We start from the raw sequence: 18,684 nt of genomic DNA, 5'->3' as shown, positions 1-18,684 counted from the left end.
TTGTTGCGGCAAATAATCCAGATTCGCCCCTAGTGAATGTAGCCAATACACTTAACAAATACACTAACATTGGGTTTGAATCAGGCTCTTCTAATAATTTCTCAGGAAGCGGTTCAAACTCTCGGAATGAAAGGTTTACCACGACCATTTCTGCTCGGATTATTAAGGTTATGAATAATGGAAATTATTTTATTGAAGGAAGCAGGGAGTTGTTGCTCAATGGTGAAAAACAGATTGTTCAAATCAGTGGTGTGATTCGCCCTTATGATATTTCCCAGTACAATCAGATTGATTCTAAGTTTATTGCTGATGCTAAAATTATGTACACAACCCAAGGTGACATCGGGCGCGCTTCAGTACAGCCATGGGGGTCTAAGCTGATTCAAAGCGTATGGCCTTTTTAGTAAAAGTAACCAACTAGCCCATGTTTTAAAGCGTGAGCTAGTTTTTTACTGCTTGGGCCATGTCCCACATGGGCATAAAAATTCCAAGGGCTAGTAAAAGAACAATGCCTGCGATAAAGCCGATGAGAATAGGCTCAATATAGCTTGCAATATTGTCAATGATGTTGTTAAATTTGGACTTAAAATAATCAGTGACTTTTTCCAACATTGTGTCCAAAGTTCCACTTTGCTCACCCGCACTAATCATTTGAATGAGCATTCCCTCATAAAGCGTAGTTTCTTGAAAGGATTTGGTTAGGGAAATCCCCCGTTGAACAGAGACTTTTACTCCGCCAAGTTGTTTTTTAAGGTGGGTGTTTCCAATGGTTAGCAGGGCTGTATCTAGAGCATCAGCAATGGGAATGCCTGCGCGAATTAACTCTGTAAAGACAAGATTAAAACGGCTCATGGTTGAGTAGAACACAATATTGCCTACAAGGTAGACCTTGAGAATGTACTTATCAAAACTCGCCTTAAAATCATTGTTATTTTCGTACATGTATTTTGAAAAAACAATACCGCTTACAAGCCCAGCCAAAATATAAAATCCGTAGTTACTAATGGCGTGTTCCATACCTAATAAAATCTTTGTAGGCAAGGGGAGTTCTGAGTTGAGTTTTTCAAAAATGTCTTTAAATTTTGGCACAACATAGACCATAAGAATAGTAAAAGCGACACAAATAGCCACAAGAACAGTAATGGGATAGCGGATTGCTTTTTTAAATTTTTGCTGGTTTTCCCAGATTTCGTCTAAAATTTCAGCCAGTTTTTCAAGGGATTCGGACATGTTTCCCGTGCTTTCGCCAAGTTCTACCATGGCCAAGGTCACATCACCAAGTTGGTGCTTGAAACTAACAAAAGATTCAGTGAGGCTTAGTCCTGAGTTAAGGTCATCATCTGCTTGTGCAAAGATGGCTTTTAAGCGCTTGTCTTCGCTGGCTTTGGCGACTTCTTTGATGCTATCGTGTATGGAGATGCCCGCATTAGTCATAACGCTGAGTTGGCGAATGGCGGCAATAAGATTGGGAGTATGAATGCCTTGCTTGGTGATGGCATTAAGGATACGCTCTTTGTAGACGTGAAATTGCTCCTCCACTGGTGGTGAGGTTTCGATGACTTTGATGATAATGCCGGGATTTTTGATTTTTGCCATTGTGAGGGCATCGTTGCGATTTTGCGCTTTAAAGAGTTTGCGATTTTTTTGCCCTTTAAAAAGATACTCTACTTCAAAGTATTTCATGATTTTGCTACCCTTAGCACTTCATCAATAGTTGTAACACCGTTGGCTGCCCGTAAAATTCCATCCTTAAACATGTCAATGAAACCCTCATTGTATGCTTGTTGTCGCAGTTTTTCTTTGCTTTCCCCTTGGGCAATCATGCTAGCAATTTGCTCACTAATAGGCAGAATTTCCGAGAGCATTTCCCTTCCTATATAGCCCGTTTGAGCACATTTCTCACAGCCAACATGTTTGTAAAATGTGTAAGTTTCTGGAAGGTGCGCTTCAATTTGGTCATACAGTGTTTTAGGTAAGTTAATTTTACTTTTACAATGTGGGCAAAGTTTTCGCACAAGACGTTGGGCTTCGATGGCCACGAGTGCTCCACTTACCAAATAAGGTTCAATTCCCATATCCACAATGCGTGTTACTGCACTAATGGCGTCATTGGTGTGCAAGGTAGAAAAAACCAAATGGCCCGTAAGTGCTGCTTGTATAGCAATGCGCAAGGTTTCTTGATCTCTAATTTCGCCAATCATGATAATATCAGGGTCTTGACGCAAAATGGAGCGCAGGGCAGAGGCGAAAGTAAGGTTTGCCTTTTCATTAACTTGTGTTTGTTGTGTGAGGTTAAGTTGGTATTCTACGGGGTCTTCGACGGTAATAATTTTTGTCTCAACGCTTTTAATGGCATTAAGAGCGGCATAAAGCGTTGTGGTTTTACCGCTTCCTGTGGGCCCTGTGACAAGGATAATGCCAAAAGGAGATTTCATGGCTTTTGCAAACCGCTCAAAGTTACGCGGGTGCATGCCAAGGTTTTCAAGCTTAATCATGACTTTTGATTTGTCGAGTATCCTCAAAACAATTGATTCGCCGTGCATGATGGGAAGCGCAGAAATACGAAAGTCATACTCTTTGCCAAGCACAGTAGCTGAGAATCTACCATCTTGTGGTTTACGTTTTTCGGCGATGTCCATGTTGGAAAGCAATTTCATGCGTGAAGCTAAAGGCGGATAAATGTCTTTGTCAAACATGAACGTTTCTGAAAGCATCCCATCAATCCGGCTTCTGACAATACAGCTGTTTTCAGTTGGTTCAATGTGAATATCGCTTGCTCGCGCTAAAATGGCAGTTTTGAGAATAATTTCAATGAGTTTTAAGATACCTGATGATTCTTGCGGGTTATCTGCAGCACTTGAGGAGAGTTCTTTGCGAATATCAGCAATTAGCCCTTTAATGCTCTCACCAAGCTCCATCTTAATAAGGTATTTATCCACTTGGGCAGGATCAGCAATGACGATTTTGACAAGCTTTCGGTTGTAGATGCGCTGCACACCTTCGTGTGCGTTAATATCTGTAGGGTCTCTGAGTGCAATGTAGACATTGATCTCATCCTCCCTAATAGGCAGGGCTTTGTATTTTTTGAGTTGTGATAAAGGTACGCGCGTAGCCATGCGATAATCAATATCCACACTATCAAGATCCATGTACTCAAAATTAAGGCCTTTGGCAAAATGTTTTAAAAAATCCTCCGAATTAACAGAAAATTCATTGCCCAAATCATCCATACTGATTGCGCCATTTTTATAAAGCTCGCACAAATTTTCTATGAGTGTGGTATAGGTAAACCCTTCATCAAGGAGAATTTCACCAATGTTTTTTTGTCCCTCGGTAAGAAGAAGTTCGACCTTTTGGGCAGTGGTTTCATTGATAATTCTATTTCGTACTAAAGCGTGTACCAATGTTTTTGCTGTAGTATTCATTACCAATATGCCCTTGTTTTAACGAGTTTTTTATTGTTGAAGGTCTGTACAATGAGCTTATATACTCCATCGTTTTCTAGCTTTACATGTAAACGATGCGTTAGTGCGTTGTTCTCTTCAAAGATATAGACATTGCCCTCTTTGGTAAAATTGTTTGTGACATATTTATCAAAAATAACAGAGAGAATGTGTGGGGTCCTTGGGAGCCGCACATAAGAGATGTCGACATTATCGACAAGGGCGTGATACAGCAGTTTTTTTTGGTATAAAACAGTTGCAAAATAAGCAGCATTCGCCCTTGTTTCTGGGCTTTTGATGAGTTTGTTAATGGGGTTGACTGTACGGCTAATCATGTCAATTTCCACGCAGGCATGGCCGTACATATTCACAAATTCTTCGTTGTCAGTATAGGTTTCATACAGTGCTGTTGTTTCATGGCTACACACTTTGTCGTAGGCGCCCTGAGCATACCAATTACGAATAGTGTCAAGAGAGAGTGCAAAAAGAGAATTGGTTAAAAAAAAGAGGGCAAAAAAGTATTTTATCATTTGAATGTTCCTTTTTTAAGTTTATCTAAAAGCAATTGGGCGTTGGTAGAGCTGTTGTTTTTTAAAAATTCCTCTAAAGCACTAATGGCCTCTTTTGTATTGTCTAATTTGGCTTGCGCCATTGCAAAAAGAATCCAACTACGCTCATTTTTTGGGTCTGTCTCATTGGCAATCAAGGCCCATTTGCGCGCTTGAGGGTAATCTTCTAGTCCATAATACTCTTCAGAAAGCATAAGTGCGAAAACAATATTTTTTGTTGAGTCAAACTTTTCTCTTAAATATGCCGTAGTATCCCTTTGGGTCGTCTTATATTCAATGTTAATGCGAGGAGGTGTTATTTCAAGGGTTTCAACTCTCTCTTGGGGTGGAGGGGTGTTGTTTGTTTTTGTAACAATTTCAGGTTTTAGAGCTGGTAAAACCTCAGGTTCTGGTGGTAAAAGAGCAGGTGATGGTTCTTGCGTGATATGTTGACTTGGAAAGGGTTGTATAGACAAAGAGGGTCTTTGTGATAAGGCATCGTTTTTCTTAAGGGGTGGCTCTTTTGGCAAAACTTCTTGTGGTGCAGGGGAGGCAACTTCTTTTGTTTCGCTGTGTAGCAACTCTTTTGAAGAACTATTTAGAGAAAAGTGCTGGATTAAGAAATAGGCTCCTCCTAGAGAAAGAAAGAGTGCAAAAACACCTATTTTTTTTACTACACGTTTAAATTGCCACTTTTTCCATCGGGCTTCAAGTGTTTGGATATCGGAGGCATTAAGCATGAATTAATCCCGCATCAATGGCAGCCATTTGAATATATTTTGTGTTAGCGTATTTTCCTCCAACAAGAGAAGGTTTGTTGGCTTCATAGTATTCATAAATTTCAAAAAATTTATAGAGCAACTTATTGACCGTGCGTAAATTTCCTTTAGTTAACTCAAAGAGGTAGCGAATTTGACTGGGTTTAAAAAGAGTGAGAATTTCGAATCGGTTATGAAAAAGAAACTTTTTTTCTAGGTAAATTTGCAATTCTGCAACAGAGGAGTTTGGCAATTCTATGCTTTCCCAGATGCGTGTTGTGAAGTACTCTTTTGCTAGCACGTCTTCTTTTTCTGTTTTGTGGATGGTAAATAAAAATTTAAAAAGACGGGTGTCAGCCATGAGACGAATTTTTTCTATGAGCTCATTAGGGTAGAGTTGTGCTTCGTCCAAAAGTACGCTAATGGCGACTTTTTCATGGGTATTTGTGCGCTCCTTATAGAGCCTTAAAAAATGTTCATAACCGTTGATTTGAGGGGCTTTTTCATTAAAAATTTCTTCATACAAAGAAGCTAAAAATTGTATTTCATCAAAAAAAGGTTGTGGAAAAAAAATCAACGGTTGTTTTTTTTCCAAATCATGGTAAATTTTTCGCAGTAAGAATGTTTTCCCTGTGCCCGGTTTTCCGTAAAACAAAATAAGCTTCAAGGGTTTTTGAATGCACTGTACAAGTTTTTCGTATGTTAGTGTGGATTTATCAAGGTTCACATAATCAAACACACTCTCTTCGGCAAAAATTTGTTTAATTTCGGTAAAACGGTTACTCATAGATTGACTTTGAAAAACCCAAATCTTTCAATGTTTGTGTATAGGGGGTCTGTTCCCCAATAATTCTTGGTGTGATAACAAATACAAGTTCTGTGGACGATGTTGTTTTTTTGGTGCTTCTAAAGGCACTTCCAAGAAGAGGCAAATCTCCCAAAAGAGGAACTTTGGTATGATCAAAGCCTTTGGTATTTTCAATGAGACCGCCTAAAATGATAGTATCACCGCTGTTTACCATAACGACTGTTGAGAGTTTTTTCTCAGTGGTATCGGGAGCTACTTCACGGGGTGTTGTTTGTTTGGCGTCATCGTCCGCGTACTTAAAACTACTAATGGAGGGATTGATGCGTAGCATGATTTTATTTTCATCGGAAATTTCAGGCAAAAGGTTTAAAAGAACTCCAATGAAGATGGAGTAGTTGTTGTAAGTGGTAGTAATATTGTCGCCATCAGAAGCACTGGTGTCTTCAGGAACACGGTAGTTGATATTATCACCTACAGTAATAAGTGCTTGTTGGTTGTTCATGGTGATAACTTTTGGATTTGAGACAACGCGCGTGTCCCCGTTGCTTTTAAGGAAATTAATTAACCCCTCCATAGAGAAAGAGATATTATTTAAAACATTAATGTTTTTAGCATAGTTGTTGGCATTAAAAGCATTGGAAACACTGGTTCCTACGTAATCCAAATCATTGTCACTATTATGGCTTAGGCTAAGTTGAAATTTACTCCAGTCAACTCCTGTGGTTTGGTCCTCACTAAGTCCAACGGAAATCACGGAAACATCAATCATGACTTGGCGGTGAAGCCTACGCTTAAGGTCATCCAAATAGGTTTGAGCGCGCTTTAATTGTGTGCTGGTTCCTGTGATGGTTATAAGACCCGCTTGGCGGTTAATAATGGGAGATTGTGCTGCATAGACTTCAGAGCCGCTGTTTAAAACAGCAGTAAGTTCCGCATCAAGGGTGTTCCAAAAATCAAATTCTTCAGTAACACGAATCTCATTTTCTGCAGCATTTGCTGTGTCGCGAGTGCTACCCTCTTCGGTGGGTGTGGCCGAGATGGAAGCGTTGAGGGTAGCTACGCCTTGACGAATAGAGGTGATGTAGTCAAGGGAAAAGGTTTTTGTTTCAAGGGCTGAGATCCGTAAGGTATTGCGCTTGAATTCATAATTAAGGTTGTTTTCCTCTAGAAGTAAATCAAGTATCTCGTGGAGGGTTAGATCTCGAATATTTATTCCTTGAAGCTGGTTTTGCAGTATGGTGATGGCTTGAGGATCTTTAACAACTGTGCTGAAATTGCAGACGTTCGAGAGTTGATTGATAACTTCTCGTATGGAGACGGATTCGTTAATTTTGACATTAAAAACCCTGTATTCACAGGACGTTTCAGTGGCACCAAGGGAAACGCTAGGAAGAGAAAAGGAGACAAATAGCATGATAACTGCTAAAAATTTGTTATTTGAATGAGATAGTAACATTGTTGGTTCCTTTTTCAGATAGCGTAAGTTTGAGGGTTTGGCTTGCATTAACGAGAGTAACCTCTCTGTTTCCAATGGTATTAAGACGATAGGTGCCTATCGTCTCTCCTAGCATTAGCCAAGTATTGTTTATTTTGGCACGGTTATCAAAAATTGCATAAAGCTGGTAAGTTTCTCTTTTTTGAGCATTTTCTTCGGTTGAGTTAGCGTCAGGATAAGTTTTTATAAACGGGTCTTTAATGGCTCTAATGGTTGCCTCAGTGAGGCCAAAACGCTTTTGATTGATGGCCTCAAAAAGCACCTCATAGGCAGTGGCTTCATCACTCAGCGAGGGCGCCTTGGCACCCAATGAACCAATAAAAAGCAAAAGTGTTACAAAAATATGCAGTGGTTTCAATATTTCATCCCCCAAACAGCAATTTTCAACGACCCGTCAAGGGCTTGCGCGCTCTCTAGTGACATTTCGTAAATGTCAACAACCAAACGACTCTCTTCAATGGCATTAATAAACCTTAGAACATTGCCAAAATTTCCTTTAAGATCGATAGAAATAGTTAACACTTGTTCGATTTTTTGCAAAGAAGGTTCTTTGAATTCATTATTGATTTTTAAAAGATTAATATTGTGCTGTTTGGCTAAAAAAGAGATATGATCTAAAAAATTTGCCCAATTTTTATCATTAAAAAGCAAGTAAGAAAGCTCTTTTAGCTTGTTGTCAACAAAGCCGTTAGTGTAAGTGATGCGCTCAAGATTAATTTTTGTTTGTTCAATTTCTCCGCGCAACCGTTCCACGTGAAAGTTGCTGTTTCCATTGACAGTGACCGAAGCGAGATAAGCGCTTTCTTCATTCACCTTGGCTGTAATTTGCCCAAAAGCGCGCTCATTTTTTTTCAAAAAAGATTCTGCGGGCGGGAATGCATAAGTGTAGACTAAAAACGCTACAAGAATTCCTATCATGAGCATCAGGATACTTGCTTCATTGGGTTTTTTTGCATCAAAGAAGGCATCTATTTTTTCAAGAAGTGCGTCCATTATTGAGCCTTTATGGTGACATCACTGGTATAGAAGAGGGAATCTTCTTGTTTGATAATCTCTTTTGTAGAAACGCCGTATTTTTCTTTTTTGCTGATATCTTTAAGGAGCTCGGTGAGTTTTTTGTCGCTACGGCTTCGCAAAGAGAGGGTCATTTTGCCATTGGCTTCTGTTATTTTTGAAACCATAATATTTCGGTTGTTGAGTAAGCTAACCAAATCACTAATGATTACCCCTTTCATGGGGTAGTTTACTTTCTTTTCATGGATTTCATCAAGAAGTTTTTTGCGAAATTGGAGGCGTTCGTTTTGTTGGGAAAATTTTACATCCAATCCTTTTTTTTCTTCTGCAAGCGTTGCAAGTGCAGTTCTTAAGGTGTTGGCTTTTTGGTTTAAATCAGAAAATTTTTCTTTTTGCTTCATGGTGTCAAAAGCCAATTTTGTGCCATAAGCATACTGATAGGCAGGGTAAGCAAAAGAGAGCACGAGTGAGGCGACTAAGACACCTGCAAGTCTTCCGCTAGGCCGTTTTGAAAAAGCAGGAGGCCTTTTGAAAATGGTAAAGTTTTCTGACTCATCTTGGGACTCAAAATAAGCTTGAGAGGCCAAAATCATCAAAATGTGCATCTGGTCAATATACCATTCTTTGGAATTGATGGCGATGTTGAAGTTGAAATCGTAAGAAACAAGCCCAAGGTGGCTTTTAGAGTACTCTTCAATGCCACTAATCATCCCTACCTCTGTTCCGAAATAAAACTGATCAACAGCCTCAATGCCATAACTACGCTTGGCAAAAATTAAAACATCGTTAATGTAGGAAAAAATTTCTCCAAAAAGCTGCTCAATATGGGTTTGATGTCCTATGTTGGTAGGGCGCACTCCTTCAGCGGCAAGCATGTGATAGAAATCATCTTCTTCGACGCGCTCGCCTAAAAGCTCACAAAATTTTTCGCTGATTTCCTTAAGGGAGTACCGCAGGGACTTGGAGTAGAGGTAATTTCCAGCGCGGTAAATTGCCAAGAAGGCGTCGTTTTTTTGAAGATAGACAAAACACTGAACCCCTTCTTTTTCAAGAATATTCTTACGATAAAGCGAACCTACCAAAAAAGGAGCAGTGGAGACATAGTCAATGTATTTGGTTTTAGATTTGATGGCACTAAACTGTTCGCGTACAAGTTCGGCATTGATGGCAAATACATTTAAAAGGCGATTTTTTGTGTCATTAATTTCTGTTTCAAAAAAGGTAATTTTGTATTCGGTGGCAGTATCAAGACCTAGTTCTTCATAGGCTTTGATTTCTACAACATCTTGCAGGTCAGAATCAGGAATGGAGCGACTTACTTCAAGAGTGGAGGAGATGATATCTTTTGCGTAAATGTAGGAGATAAAAAATTCATCCGTTTTCGAGGACTTGTCAAGATTGTGAGGCTTGATTTCATTGCGCTCAAATCGAAAAGCATTTTTCGATTCCAAATCAATGGATACAATAGAAGTAAACCCTTTTTTATCCGAAGAAGTTGTTACCATGTCCAAACCTGCTCTTAAGTTGTTGTGAAATAGTGTAAGATACTTCCGATCAGCCGCGTATTTCGTACCCAAGTTCTTTAAGAGCCCGCTTATTCTGGCTCCATCCGGGCTTCACTACCACAAAGAGTTTTAAAAATACTCTTTTTTGGCACAATTCTTCCATTAATACCCTTGCATTTTTCCCGATGCGTTGCAAAGCAGCCCCGCCTTTTCCGATAATAATACCTTTTTGACTCTGTTTTTCGACAATGATTGTAGCATAAACTTTTTCTAAATTATGCGATTCTTCTACTTTCTCAACCAAGACGTCACTACAGTAGGGAATTTCGTCGCTAATGTTCTCAAAAATGGCCTCTCGGATGAATTCGCGGTAGAGTTCGCGCATGGGGTCAGTAGTGAGAATTTCGGGGTCATAAAGATAGGGATGCTCAGGAAGATGTTTTACGATTTCACCCAAGAGATAGGCCCTGTCGCTCCCCTTTTTGATAGAGATGGGAATCAGTGAAATAAAACGGTCTTGAAAATCATGATATTTTTCAATGGCTTGAAGGATTTCATCTTGGCTCATGAGGTCAGTTTTTGTCAAAAGAAGTAAGTGGGGCGCTTTGGGGTTGAGTTTTAAAAAGGCTTCGTAGGATTTGGTGCTACCGGTTGCTGGAACCAAGAACAAAATCACATCACAATCCCCAATGGCCTTGAGGGCCTCTTCGAGCATGAATTGGTTAAGTAACTTCTCTTTTTCGTGCAAGCCAGGTGTGTCGATGAAAATAATCTGGTTGTCTTGATGCATAGAAATGAGCAAAGAACGCTTCCTGGTAGCATTGGCCTTTTGGGAGACCATGGCGAGTTTTTCGCCCATGAGCCAGTTTAAAAGGGAGCTTTTTCCTGCATTGGGTTTGCCAACAACGGCTACGAATCCTGTTTTTGTGCTCATAAAATATACCTTGCTGTGTCTTGGTCTTCAATAATACTATCAAGCCGTTTATGCACAAGTTCGGCGCTTACATGTAAGGTTTCTCCTTGGTGTAAATCAGCTTCAAAACTCATTTCTTCAATCACTTTTTCAATGATGGTGTGCAAACGTCTTGCCCCGATGTCCTCCATTCTTTCGTTGGCTTTTTGGGAGATTTTGGCTAACGCGCGAATGGCCTCTTCTTCAAATACTAAGGTCACCCCTTCGGTTTTTAGCAGTGCCTCATACTGGCGCAAAAGAGAGTGTTTGGGTTTGGTAAGAATCTGATACAACACTTCCTCGTCCAAACTGTCAAGCTCTACGCGCAATGGAAAACGCCCTTGCAGTTCAGGAATCAAATCAGAAGGCTTGCTCACATGAAAGGCACCTGCGGCGATGAACAAGATGTGGTCGGTTTTGATGGAGCCGTGCTTGGTGCTCACGGTTGAGCCCTCAACAATGGGCAACAGATCTCGCTGAACCCCTTCTTTGCTAGGGTCTTGACGGCTGCTAGAGCCTGAAGGAACAGCAACTTTGTCGATTTCATCGATGAAGATAATCCCGCTGTTTTGCGCCCGTTCTAGGGCTTCTGCTTTAATGCTTTCAAGGTCAAGCAATTTTTCGGCAGCGTCGTATTTTAGGGCTTCTTTGGCTTCTTTAACTTTCAACTCTTTTTTGACAGGCTTGCTTCCCATACCTAAAATCTTCACAAAACTTTCTTGGACTTTTACCATTTCAGGGGGAAGATTGTCGGGACTTTCCCCTTGAGCGGGGGCAATTTCTACTTCAATAGTAAGCTCGTCCAAATCCCCTTGCAACAAACGTTCTTTCATGCGGGCAAAACTGCGTTCGTAATCAGCCTGTTTTTCGCTACTTGCTCCCTTGGGGAGCGGGGGAAGGAGTTTTTCGATGATGGTGTTTTCGACGTATTCTTGAATCCGCCCCTCGTTGCGTTCTTTGTGTTCGGTTTTAACAAGGTTGATTGAAGCTAAGACCAAATCGCGCACCATGGATTCGACATCGCGTCCTACGAAGCCAACCTCGGTGTATTTACTGGCTTCTACTTTGACAAAAGGAAGGGCCATCATTTTGGCGAGGCGTCTAGCGATTTCTGTTTTGCCAACGCCCGTGGAGCCTATCATGAGGATATTTTTGGGCATGATTTCTTCTTGCATTTCTTTGTCAAGTTGCATGCGTCGGTGACGGTTTCTTAGGGCGATGGCAATGGTTTTTTTAGCGTCTTGTTGGCCGATAATGTACTGGTCAAGGTAGGCGACGGTCTCTTTGGGTGTCATAGGGCTGTATCCTCAAGCATAAAGGTTTGGATATTGGTATTGGTGTAAATGCACATCTCTCCGGCGATTTTGAGACTCTCTTTAACAAGAGTGACTTCGTCGAGGCTAGTGTGAGTGTGCAAGGCGCGCGCAGCGGAGAGGGCAAAATTCCCTCCACTGCCAATGGCTGCAAGGGTGCCATCCTCTGGTTCAACCACGTCGCCCGTACCGCTTAAAATAAACAAATGTTCGCGGTTGAGCACAAGCATCATGGCTTCGAGGCGACGCAAATATTTGTCCTTGCGCCACTCTTTTGAAAAATCAATAGCCGCTTTGAGCAAGTCGCCTTTGCGTTGGTCTAAAAAATTTTCAAACATATCAAAGAGGTTAAACGCATCGGCAGTGCTTCCTGCAAACCCTGCCAAAATCTTTCCCCCGTGAAGGCGACGGATTTTCACAGCATTGCCCTTAAGGACAGTGTTGCCAAAGGTGACTTGGCCATCACCCCCGATGACGGAGCGATTTTTCCCTTTGTAGGCGAGAATGGTGGTGGCTTCAAACACGGCTATTCTCCGATGACATTAAGCGCAAAGTGCGCGTGAATGCCATGGCCAAGTTTTAAGGAAATATCATAGTTTCCTGTTGCTTTGATGGGTTTGTCTAATTCTATGTGTTTTTTGTCCACAACAAACCCGTGTTGGGCTTCAAGTTCGGTAGCGATTTCGTCTTTGGTGATAGCGCCAAACAAGCTTCCGTTTGCACCCAAAGGGCGTTTGATGGAAAGGGTGATGTTTTTAAGTTGGGCTTCTAAGTCTTTGAGTTTTTCAAGCTCCGCAGCAGCCTCTTCAGCTTCACGGCGTTTTTTGGCTTCGTACTGGCGAAGAACATCAGGGGTAGCAAGTTTGGCAAACCCTTTTCCGATGAGAAAATTGTGGCCATAGCCATCTTTGACTTCTTTGATTTCGCCTGCTTTGCCTAAGGCTTTCACGTCTTTGATAAGTAATACTTTCATGGAATCTCCTTTGGTTTATTTAAGTGGGTTGGGAAAAGGGGCATTTTTCACCACCTTGCCTTTGTAGCTGTCGATACCCTCAGGCAAATGGCACCTTTGGGCAAACCCCATGCGTCCAAAGACATGCATGAGGTAGTCGGTTCGTCCTCCTGTGTGGCAGTAAAGCACAAAGGGGGTGGTTTTGAGATATTCAAGCTCTTCTTGGTAGAGATGGACGCGGGTAAAAGGCAAAAGAAGGTCGGTGCCTTCGATGGACTCCTGTGAAAACTCCAACGCTTCGCGCACGTCCACTAGCAAAAAATCACACTCACCTAGTGCCCTTACATGTAAGAGATTTTCAAGGGCTTCTGGGGTGATTTCATGCTTGGCTAAAACCTCTTGGCAAAGAGCTGTTTGAGCCATTATTTTCCTTGGCGCTTTTTGTTTTTGCCTGCGATGATGAGGCGCAAAGCGTTGAGTTTAATGAACCCTTCGGCGTCTTTTTGATTGTACACCTCATCCTCTTCAAAGGTGCAAAAATCGGCATTAAAGAGGTTGTCAGTGGTGGAATCTCTACCGATAACCATGACATTGCCTTTGTAAAGTTTAAGGCGTACGGTGCCGTTGACTCCTTCTTGGGATTTGTCGATGGCCGCTTGGAGCATGTAGCGCTCAGGGGCAAACCAAAAACCGTTGTAGATGAGCTTGGCGTAGCGAGGCATAAGCTCATCTTTGAGGTGCGCTGCTTCGCGATCAAGAGTAATGCTCTCGATGGCACGGTGGGCTTTGAGCATGATGGTGCCTCCTGGTGTTTCGTAGCAGCCGCGACTTTTCATGCCCACAAAGCGGTTTTCAACGATGTCAAGGCGACCGATGCCGTGTTTGCATCCTAGTTCGTTGAGGGCGTGTAACATGGACGCAGGGCTGAGGCGTTGGCCGTTGAGTAGAACTGGGTCACCTTTTTCGTAGCCAATTTCGATAATCTCTGCTTGGTCTGGGGCGTTTTCGGGGCTCGCGGTCCAACGCCACATGTCCTCTTCTGGTTCAGCATTGGGGTCTTCAAGCACAAGACCTTCGTAAGAAATATGCAACAAGTTTGCATCCATGGAGTAGGGCGATTTGTTGGGTTTTTTCTCGATGGTGATGCCGTGTTTTGCGGCATAGGCGAGGAGTTTTTCACGGGAGTTTAAATCCCATTCGCGCCATGGGGCGATGATAATGAGGTCGGAGTTGATGCCAAGGTAGCCCATTTCAAAACGCACTTGGTCGTTGCCCTTGCCTGTAGCGCCATGGCTTACCGCGTCTGCACCTGTGAGAGCGGCAATTTCCGCTTGGCGTTTGGCGATGAGAGGACGCGCGATGGACGTGCCTAGTAAATATTCGCCTTCGTAAATGGTGTTAGCGCGAAACATAGGGAAGACATAGTCGCGTACAAACTCTTCTTTGAGGTCTTCGATGTAAATATTTTCGGGTTTAATGCCAAGTTCAATGGCTTTTTTGCGCGCGGGTTCGAGTTCTTCGCCTTGGCCGATGTCTGCGGTAAAGGTGACCACTTCGCAGTTGTATTCATCTTGAAGCCATTTTAAAATAATACTGGTGTCTAGGCCTCCTGAGTAGGCTAGAACGACTTTTTTTACCTCACGTTTCATAGACAGTCCTTGAAAAATAAATTATAAACCCACGATAGTAACGCATTTTAGGTGAAAATTTGATTAATAGCGGGTTGGTGTAAAAAAGAAGAGGAGGGCGTAAGCATTTTTCATTCCCTTTATTGCTACTTTCAGGTTTTTTCATTACAATACCCTATGAGAATCGATAAATTTTTAAATTGTGTGAACATCACAAAACGCCGTGCCGTGTCTGAAGACATGTGCAAAAACGGCGTGGTTAGCATCAATGGTGCGGTGGCAAAGCCAGCCAAGGCCGTCAAAGTAGGGGATAAAATCACCATTGCGTACTTGCAAAAAGAAGTGTCGTACGAGGTGTTGGCCATTCCTGAGACAAAAACTATCTCTAAATCCAAGCAAGACGAATACGTAAAGGAGCTAGGGTGAATTACCAAGAGGCGCGGCATTGGTTTGATTTGTTGTTTCAAAACCGCATCGACGAAGACGAAGCACGCTTGGTGCTCATTGACATGCACAACCGTGGCGAAAGCGAAGAAGAACTTGCCGCGGCGGCAAGTGTGATGCGGGAACATTCCATTAAAGTTCCACTGGAAAAAGTCTTGCGTGATCGCGTCATCGACGTAGTGGGCACGGGGGGCGATAAGAGCGGGAGTTTTAACATCTCGAGCACCGTCGCCCTTGTCTTGGCTTCCCTGGACTGTGTGGTGGCCAAGCACGGAAACCGCGCGATTACGAGCAATTCAGGCAGTGCAGACATGCTAGAAGCCCTTGGCATCAACCTTAATCTCGACAACACCCACCAAGCAGTGATGCTTGAAGAGTGTGGATTTACCTTTATGTTTGCCATCAACCATCACCCTGCCATGCGGCATATCATGCCCATTCGGCGAAGCATTGACCACGGAACGATTTTTAACATTTTAGGGCCTTTGACCAACCCAGCGGGTGCGACCAAGTACCTTTTGGGCGTTTATCCTCAGAGTTTTTTAACGCCTATTGCTAAGGCCCTTTCGCTTCTTAAAAGCCCTTCTTCTTTGGTCGTAAGTTCACGGGATGGGATGGATGAGCTGAGCATTAGCGGCGTGAGTGATGGGGTGCGCGTCCTAGGAGGGAACATCGAATCTTTGGAAATTGACCCTGAAGCGTTGGGGTTAAAACGTTACCCCTTTGAGGCCATCAAAGGGGGTGACGCCACTCAAAACGCAGCCATTACGCGGGCGATTTTTGAAGGGGAAGAGCAGGGGGGTAAGAAAGAAATCATCTTGCTTAACACCGCGGCTGCCCTTTGGGTGGAAGGGAGCGCTAGAGACCTTAAAGAAGGCGTTGCTATGGCGAAGATGGCGATTGAGAGTGGGCGAGCCAAAGAGAAGCTTGCACAGATTATAAGTGTGTCAAACTCCCTATGAAACAAACCTTTACATGTAAGCTTGAAGGGGTTGATGCTGTCGCAACTGTTTTGGCCAATGCGCTAAAAAATGGTGGGATTTTGCTCCTTGAGGGCACCCTTGCGTCTGGTAAAACAACCCTGACAAAAGCATTGGCAAAGGCCTTACATGTAAAGGCACCCGTTTCTTCCCCTACCTTTTCTATCATGCAAAATTACGAGGATACGCTGTTTCATTACGACATCTACCAATCAGGTTTAAATGGGTTTTTGCACCAAGGATTGCTAGAGCAGTTGACCTTTTCTGGTGTGCACGTGATAGAGTGGGCTGATGAAAAATTTGTGCGCATGTTGCGCGGGGTGGGGTTGGATTTTATCATGGTAAAGATTACGGTGCTGGAAAACAAGCGCCATTACGAGGTAACGTATGCATAAATTAAAAGTAGATAAGCTCTCCAAGACGATTAAAAAAACTCCCATCATTCATGAGGTTTCACTGGAAGTGAAAAGTGGCGAAGTGGTAGGACTTTTGGGCCCAAATGGTGCTGGGAAAACCACAACGTTTTATATGATTTGTGGATTGATTGAAGCGACAAAGGGAGAGATTTATCTGGATAATCAAAACATCTCGTCCATGCCCTTGCACGAGAGGGCCAAGCTTGGCATTGGTTATTTGCCTCAAGAGTCGAGTATTTTTAAAGATTTAAGTGTAGAAGAGAATATTTTGCTTGCGGTGGAGATTGTGTATGAAGATGAAAAAAAACGCGAAGCCAAAGTAGAAGAACTGCTAAACTTGCTCAACATCGAACCCATTCGCGGGCGCAAAGGGGTGAGTCTGAGCGGTGGCGAGCGGCGACGGTGTGAGATTGCGCGCTCTCTTGCCATTACGCCGAAGTTTTTGCTTTTGGATGAGCCTTTTGCGGGGGTTGACCCTATCGCAGTGAGCGACATTCAAAACATTGTCAAAGACTTGAAAAAACTGGGCATTGGGGTGCTCATCACCGACCATAACGTGCGTGAAACCCTAGAGATTTGTGACCGTGCCTATGTCATTAAAGATGGGGCGTTGCTAGCAAGTGGAACGGCAAAAGAGGTGGCGCATGACAAATTAGTGCGCACGTATTATCTTGGCGAATCTTTCAGGCTTTTAGATTAATTTATGCTAACGCTTCGCACGGGTGTTTCTCAGGCTCCAAAACAAAAACTCTCCAATACCATGCGCAGTTGGCTGCCCATTTTGCAGTCAAATTTGGAATCTTTAAAGGAGGTTTTGGAGCCTTTTTGTGAAGCCAATCCTTTGCTTGAGGTGCGCCCTGGAAACGAGCGAGACGAGGGCAGGCAGTTTGCTAAACGGAGCTTTTTCGACCAAGCTACGAGCAAAAACTCCGCAAGCGAAGCCATAGAAGCCCTCACTCTCTCAAAATCTTCGCTCTATGATGTGCTTTACGAGCAAATCAATCCCCCCCTTTTTCCTACATGTAAATCCCAAGACATCGCCCTAAAAATCATTGAACAAATTAACGAAGAGGGCTATTATGACCCCGAACCCGCATGGTGGGTGGCTCATGGGTTTAGTGAGGTGGAGGTGGAGCGCATCCGTGGACGCTTTGCTCAATTGTTACCTCTTGGTGTGGGGGCCAAAGATTTTAAAGAAGCGTTTTTGTTTCAACTGGATGATTTGGATGTGGAAGAGGGGCTTTACCAGCGCACAAAACGCCTCATCGAAGATTTTGAAAACCTAGAAACCTATGCAGGGGAAGCGGATTTTTCAGAAGCCATTGGCATTATCCGCCGGTTTCACATTCCTCCGGCGATTGAGTATTTTGAGGAAGAGATGCAAGTGGTGCCAGATTTGTTTGTGTTTGAAAATAATGGCGCCATTGAGGTGAAGCTCAACGATGCGTACTATCCGGATGTCATTATTGATACCCAAGGAATGGATGAATCCCATTACTTTGTGGCCCAAAAAATCAAAGATGCCAAAGACTTGGTGGATGCGCTAGAGATGCGTAAAGCGACCTTGTATAAGATGGGATTAATGATTGTGGAGTACCAGTATGAGTTTTTTACGGGTGGGCAAATCCGACCTATGAAGCTCAAAGATTTGGCTGATGAGCTTGCCCGCAACCCTTCGACTATTTCTCGTGCTATTGCCAACAAATACCTTGCGTGCAATCAGGGGGTAATTCCCCTAAAGCAATTTTTCTCAGCAGCGATTGATGAAGATGTCTCCAATGCGGCGATTAAGAGTTACTTACAAGAAGTGGTGGCCAAGGAAGATTCTAAAAAACCGCTCAGTGATTCTAGGCTGCTAGGCATGATTGAAGAGAGGTTTGGGGTCAAGATGGTGCGCCGAACCATTACAAAATACCGCAAGCAACTCAACATCGCAGGCTCTAGCGAGCGCAAAAAACTCTACTCTTTTAAATAGTCTCTTTACATGTAAAAATTTAAAAATACAAATATTCGATTTTTTTGCTATATTTTTCTTTTATGATCCTTTAAATTCAATTTTAAAGGATCTTCCATGAGCCTCTCACGACGCGGATTTATCAAGACAACTCTTCTTGGTTCGGCTGCTGCGGCAACAACCACCGCAAGTGCAACAGAACTTTTTTCTCCAGTGAAAAAAGTTCCCCATGCTAGCCACTTTGGTGCGTTTTATGCGCACGTGCAAGATGGCAAAATCATCGACATCGTACCCCATGAGTCAGACCACAATCCAGGTGCACTCACCAAAGCCTTGTTGGATAGAAATTATTCAAACACGCGCATCAAATACCCCTATGTGCGCAAAAGCTACCTTGAGGGCAAAAAAGACCACGCCAAACTTCGTGGCAACGATACGTTTGTACGTGTAAGCTGGGACGAAGTAGCTAAGCTG

The 18,684-nt window shown here is 42.9% G+C and carries 22 protein-coding genes; 7 read left to right on the top strand and 15 right to left on the bottom strand.

The features are described from left to right. Nucleotides 1–404, top strand: a 404-nt coding sequence (locus JWV37_RS11340; RefSeq protein WP_205459937.1) for a flagellar basal body L-ring protein FlgH, incomplete at its 5' end; no start/stop codon positions are given. 37 nt (nucleotides 405–441) lie between these two features. On the opposite strand, the gene JWV37_RS11335 is transcribed toward JWV37_RS11340, so the two are convergent. From JWV37_RS11335 to JWV37_RS11265, 15 genes are read right to left on the bottom strand one after another with little or no spacing between them, the layout of a single operon-like run. Beyond that, a complete protein-coding gene (locus JWV37_RS11335; RefSeq protein WP_205459936.1) occupies nucleotides 442–1,683 on the bottom strand; it encodes a type II secretion system F family protein in 1,242 nt (413 codons plus the stop codon). Further along, the gene (locus JWV37_RS11330; protein ID WP_205459935.1) at nucleotides 1,680–3,425 is read right to left on the bottom strand and encodes a GspE/PulE family protein; all 1,746 of its coding nucleotides are present in this window, start codon (nucleotides 3,423–3,425) and stop codon (nucleotides 1,680–1,682) included. The genes JWV37_RS11335 and JWV37_RS11330 overlap by 4 nt, the downstream gene beginning before the upstream one ends. Continuing rightward, nucleotides 3,425–3,973: a hypothetical protein gene (locus JWV37_RS11325; protein WP_205459934.1), complete on the bottom strand. Its 549-nt coding sequence runs from the start codon at nucleotides 3,971–3,973 to the stop codon at nucleotides 3,425–3,427. The genes JWV37_RS11330 and JWV37_RS11325 overlap by 1 nt, the downstream gene beginning before the upstream one ends. Then, a complete protein-coding gene (locus JWV37_RS11320; RefSeq protein ID WP_205459933.1) occupies nucleotides 3,970–4,731 on the bottom strand; it encodes a tetratricopeptide repeat protein in 762 nt (253 codons plus the stop codon). The genes JWV37_RS11325 and JWV37_RS11320 overlap by 4 nt, the downstream gene beginning before the upstream one ends. After that, a complete protein-coding gene (locus tag JWV37_RS11315) occupies nucleotides 4,724–5,536 on the bottom strand; it encodes an ATP-binding protein (RefSeq protein WP_205459932.1) in 813 nt (270 codons plus the stop codon). The genes JWV37_RS11320 and JWV37_RS11315 overlap by 8 nt, the downstream gene beginning before the upstream one ends. Next, nucleotides 5,529–7,013 carry a pilus (MSHA type) biogenesis protein MshL gene (gene mshL / locus JWV37_RS11310; RefSeq protein WP_205459931.1) on the bottom strand — a complete coding sequence of 495 codons (1,485 nt, stop codon included), beginning with the start codon at nucleotides 7,011–7,013 and terminating at the stop codon, nucleotides 5,529–5,531. Before mshL ends, JWV37_RS11315 begins: the two co-directional genes overlap by 8 nt. Further along, nucleotides 6,991–7,410: a hypothetical protein gene (locus JWV37_RS11305; protein WP_205459930.1), complete on the bottom strand. Its 420-nt coding sequence runs from the start codon at nucleotides 7,408–7,410 to the stop codon at nucleotides 6,991–6,993. Before JWV37_RS11305 ends, mshL begins: the two co-directional genes overlap by 23 nt. Further along, complete coding sequence (locus tag JWV37_RS11300; protein ID WP_205459929.1) at nucleotides 7,407–8,045, bottom strand: type 4a pilus biogenesis protein PilO; 639 nt, start codon at nucleotides 8,043–8,045, stop codon at nucleotides 7,407–7,409. Before JWV37_RS11300 ends, JWV37_RS11305 begins: the two co-directional genes overlap by 4 nt. Continuing rightward, a complete protein-coding gene (locus tag JWV37_RS11295; RefSeq protein WP_205459928.1) occupies nucleotides 8,045–9,571 on the bottom strand; it encodes a PBP1A family penicillin-binding protein in 1,527 nt (508 codons plus the stop codon). The genes JWV37_RS11300 and JWV37_RS11295 overlap by 1 nt, the downstream gene beginning before the upstream one ends. A gap of 49 nt (nucleotides 9,572–9,620) precedes the next feature. Next, nucleotides 9,621–10,505, bottom strand: a complete 885-nt coding sequence (gene era / locus JWV37_RS11290) for a GTPase Era (RefSeq protein WP_205459927.1) — start codon at nucleotides 10,503–10,505, stop codon at nucleotides 9,621–9,623. Next, nucleotides 10,502–11,818, bottom strand: coding sequence for an ATP-dependent protease ATPase subunit HslU (gene hslU, locus JWV37_RS11285; RefSeq protein ID WP_205459926.1), 1,317 nt, complete (start codon nucleotides 11,816–11,818; stop codon nucleotides 10,502–10,504). Before hslU ends, era begins: the two co-directional genes overlap by 4 nt. Next, entirely contained in the window at nucleotides 11,815–12,360 is a 546-nt protein-coding gene (gene hslV, locus JWV37_RS11280; RefSeq protein ID WP_205459925.1) for an ATP-dependent protease subunit HslV, read from the bottom strand. Before hslV ends, hslU begins: the two co-directional genes overlap by 4 nt. A 2-nt stretch (nucleotides 12,361–12,362) precedes the next feature. Next, entirely contained in the window at nucleotides 12,363–12,809 is a 447-nt protein-coding gene (gene rplI, locus JWV37_RS11275) for a 50S ribosomal protein L9 (RefSeq protein ID WP_205459924.1), read from the bottom strand. Nucleotides 12,810–12,824: 15 nt separating this feature from the next. Next, nucleotides 12,825–13,211, bottom strand: coding sequence for a rhodanese-like domain-containing protein (locus tag JWV37_RS11270; protein WP_205459923.1), 387 nt, complete (start codon nucleotides 13,209–13,211; stop codon nucleotides 12,825–12,827). Further along, nucleotides 13,211–14,437: an argininosuccinate synthase gene (locus JWV37_RS11265; protein WP_205459922.1), complete on the bottom strand. Its 1,227-nt coding sequence runs from the start codon at nucleotides 14,435–14,437 to the stop codon at nucleotides 13,211–13,213. The genes JWV37_RS11270 and JWV37_RS11265 overlap by 1 nt, the downstream gene beginning before the upstream one ends. 156 nt (nucleotides 14,438–14,593) lie before the next feature. On the opposite strand from JWV37_RS11265, the gene JWV37_RS11260 reads away from it, so the two are divergent. The 6 genes from JWV37_RS11260 to JWV37_RS11235 form a co-directional block, all read left to right on the top strand. Beyond that, the gene (locus tag JWV37_RS11260; RefSeq protein WP_205459921.1) at nucleotides 14,594–14,842 is read left to right on the top strand and encodes an RNA-binding S4 domain-containing protein; all 249 of its coding nucleotides are present in this window, start codon (nucleotides 14,594–14,596) and stop codon (nucleotides 14,840–14,842) included. Continuing rightward, nucleotides 14,839–15,822, top strand: coding sequence for an anthranilate phosphoribosyltransferase (gene trpD / locus JWV37_RS11255; RefSeq protein ID WP_369407680.1), 984 nt, complete (start codon nucleotides 14,839–14,841; stop codon nucleotides 15,820–15,822). The genes JWV37_RS11260 and trpD overlap by 4 nt, the downstream gene beginning before the upstream one ends. Next, nucleotides 15,819–16,235 (top strand): tRNA (adenosine(37)-N6)-threonylcarbamoyltransferase complex ATPase subunit type 1 TsaE, encoded by a 417-nt coding sequence (tsaE, locus tag JWV37_RS11250; RefSeq protein ID WP_205459920.1) that lies wholly within the window; start codon nucleotides 15,819–15,821, stop codon nucleotides 16,233–16,235. Before trpD ends, tsaE begins: the two co-directional genes overlap by 4 nt. Then, nucleotides 16,228–16,956, top strand: a complete 729-nt coding sequence (gene lptB / locus JWV37_RS11245) for an LPS export ABC transporter ATP-binding protein (protein ID WP_205459919.1) — start codon at nucleotides 16,228–16,230, stop codon at nucleotides 16,954–16,956. Before tsaE ends, lptB begins: the two co-directional genes overlap by 8 nt. 3 nt (nucleotides 16,957–16,959) lie before the next feature. Then, complete coding sequence (locus JWV37_RS11240; protein WP_205459918.1) at nucleotides 16,960–18,231, top strand: RNA polymerase factor sigma-54; 1,272 nt, start codon at nucleotides 16,960–16,962, stop codon at nucleotides 18,229–18,231. 96 nt (nucleotides 18,232–18,327) lie between these two features. Beyond that, nucleotides 18,328–18,684, top strand: a 357-nt coding sequence (locus tag JWV37_RS11235) for a twin-arginine translocation signal domain-containing protein (protein WP_205459917.1), incomplete at its 3' end; no start/stop codon positions are given.

Origin of the sequence: Sulfurospirillum tamanense (assembly GCF_016937535.1) — a bacterium.
GTDB lineage: Bacteria > Campylobacterota > Campylobacteria > Campylobacterales > Campylobacteraceae > Sulfurospirillum_B > Sulfurospirillum_B tamanense.
The sequence above is the reverse complement of the archived record's forward strand: the minus strand, read 5'-3'. Positions and strand labels throughout refer to the sequence as shown.

Excerpts from the sequence above, each read along its gene's own strand:
- tsaE (WP_205459920.1), top strand. The coding sequence starts at position 15,819 with ATGAAACAAACCTTTACATGTAAGCTTGAAGGGGTTGATGCTGTCGCA.
- JWV37_RS11295 (WP_205459928.1), bottom strand. The coding sequence starts at position 9,571 with ATGGTAACAACTTCTTCGGATAAAAAAGGGTTTACTTCTATTGTATCC.
- rplI (WP_205459924.1), bottom strand. The coding sequence starts at position 12,809 with ATGAAAGTATTACTTATCAAAGACGTGAAAGCCTTAGGCAAAGCAGGC.
- JWV37_RS11335 (WP_205459936.1), bottom strand. The coding sequence starts at position 1,683 with ATGAAATACTTTGAAGTAGAGTATCTTTTTAAAGGGCAAAAAAATCGC.
- era (WP_205459927.1), bottom strand. The coding sequence starts at position 10,505 with ATGAGCACAAAAACAGGATTCGTAGCCGTTGTTGGCAAACCCAATGCA.
- hslU (WP_205459926.1), bottom strand. The coding sequence starts at position 11,818 with ATGACACCCAAAGAGACCGTCGCCTACCTTGACCAGTACATTATCGGC.
- JWV37_RS11320 (WP_205459933.1), bottom strand. The coding sequence starts at position 4,731 with ATGCTTAATGCCTCCGATATCCAAACACTTGAAGCCCGATGGAAAAAG.
- JWV37_RS11325 (WP_205459934.1), bottom strand. The coding sequence starts at position 3,973 with ATGATAAAATACTTTTTTGCCCTCTTTTTTTTAACCAATTCTCTTTTT.
- JWV37_RS11260 (WP_205459921.1), top strand. The coding sequence starts at position 14,594 with ATGAGAATCGATAAATTTTTAAATTGTGTGAACATCACAAAACGCCGT.
- JWV37_RS11300 (WP_205459929.1), bottom strand. The coding sequence starts at position 8,045 with ATGGACGCACTTCTTGAAAAAATAGATGCCTTCTTTGATGCAAAAAAA.
- lptB (WP_205459919.1), top strand. The coding sequence starts at position 16,228 with ATGCATAAATTAAAAGTAGATAAGCTCTCCAAGACGATTAAAAAAACT.
- JWV37_RS11265 (WP_205459922.1), bottom strand. The coding sequence starts at position 14,437 with ATGAAACGTGAGGTAAAAAAAGTCGTTCTAGCCTACTCAGGAGGCCTA.
- JWV37_RS11270 (WP_205459923.1), bottom strand. The coding sequence starts at position 13,211 with ATGGCTCAAACAGCTCTTTGCCAAGAGGTTTTAGCCAAGCATGAAATC.
- JWV37_RS11315 (WP_205459932.1), bottom strand. The coding sequence starts at position 5,536 with ATGAGTAACCGTTTTACCGAAATTAAACAAATTTTTGCCGAAGAGAGT.
- JWV37_RS11330 (WP_205459935.1), bottom strand. The coding sequence starts at position 3,425 with ATGAATACTACAGCAAAAACATTGGTACACGCTTTAGTACGAAATAGA.
- JWV37_RS11240 (WP_205459918.1), top strand. The coding sequence starts at position 16,960 with ATGCTAACGCTTCGCACGGGTGTTTCTCAGGCTCCAAAACAAAAACTC.
- mshL (WP_205459931.1), bottom strand. The coding sequence starts at position 7,013 with ATGTTACTATCTCATTCAAATAACAAATTTTTAGCAGTTATCATGCTA.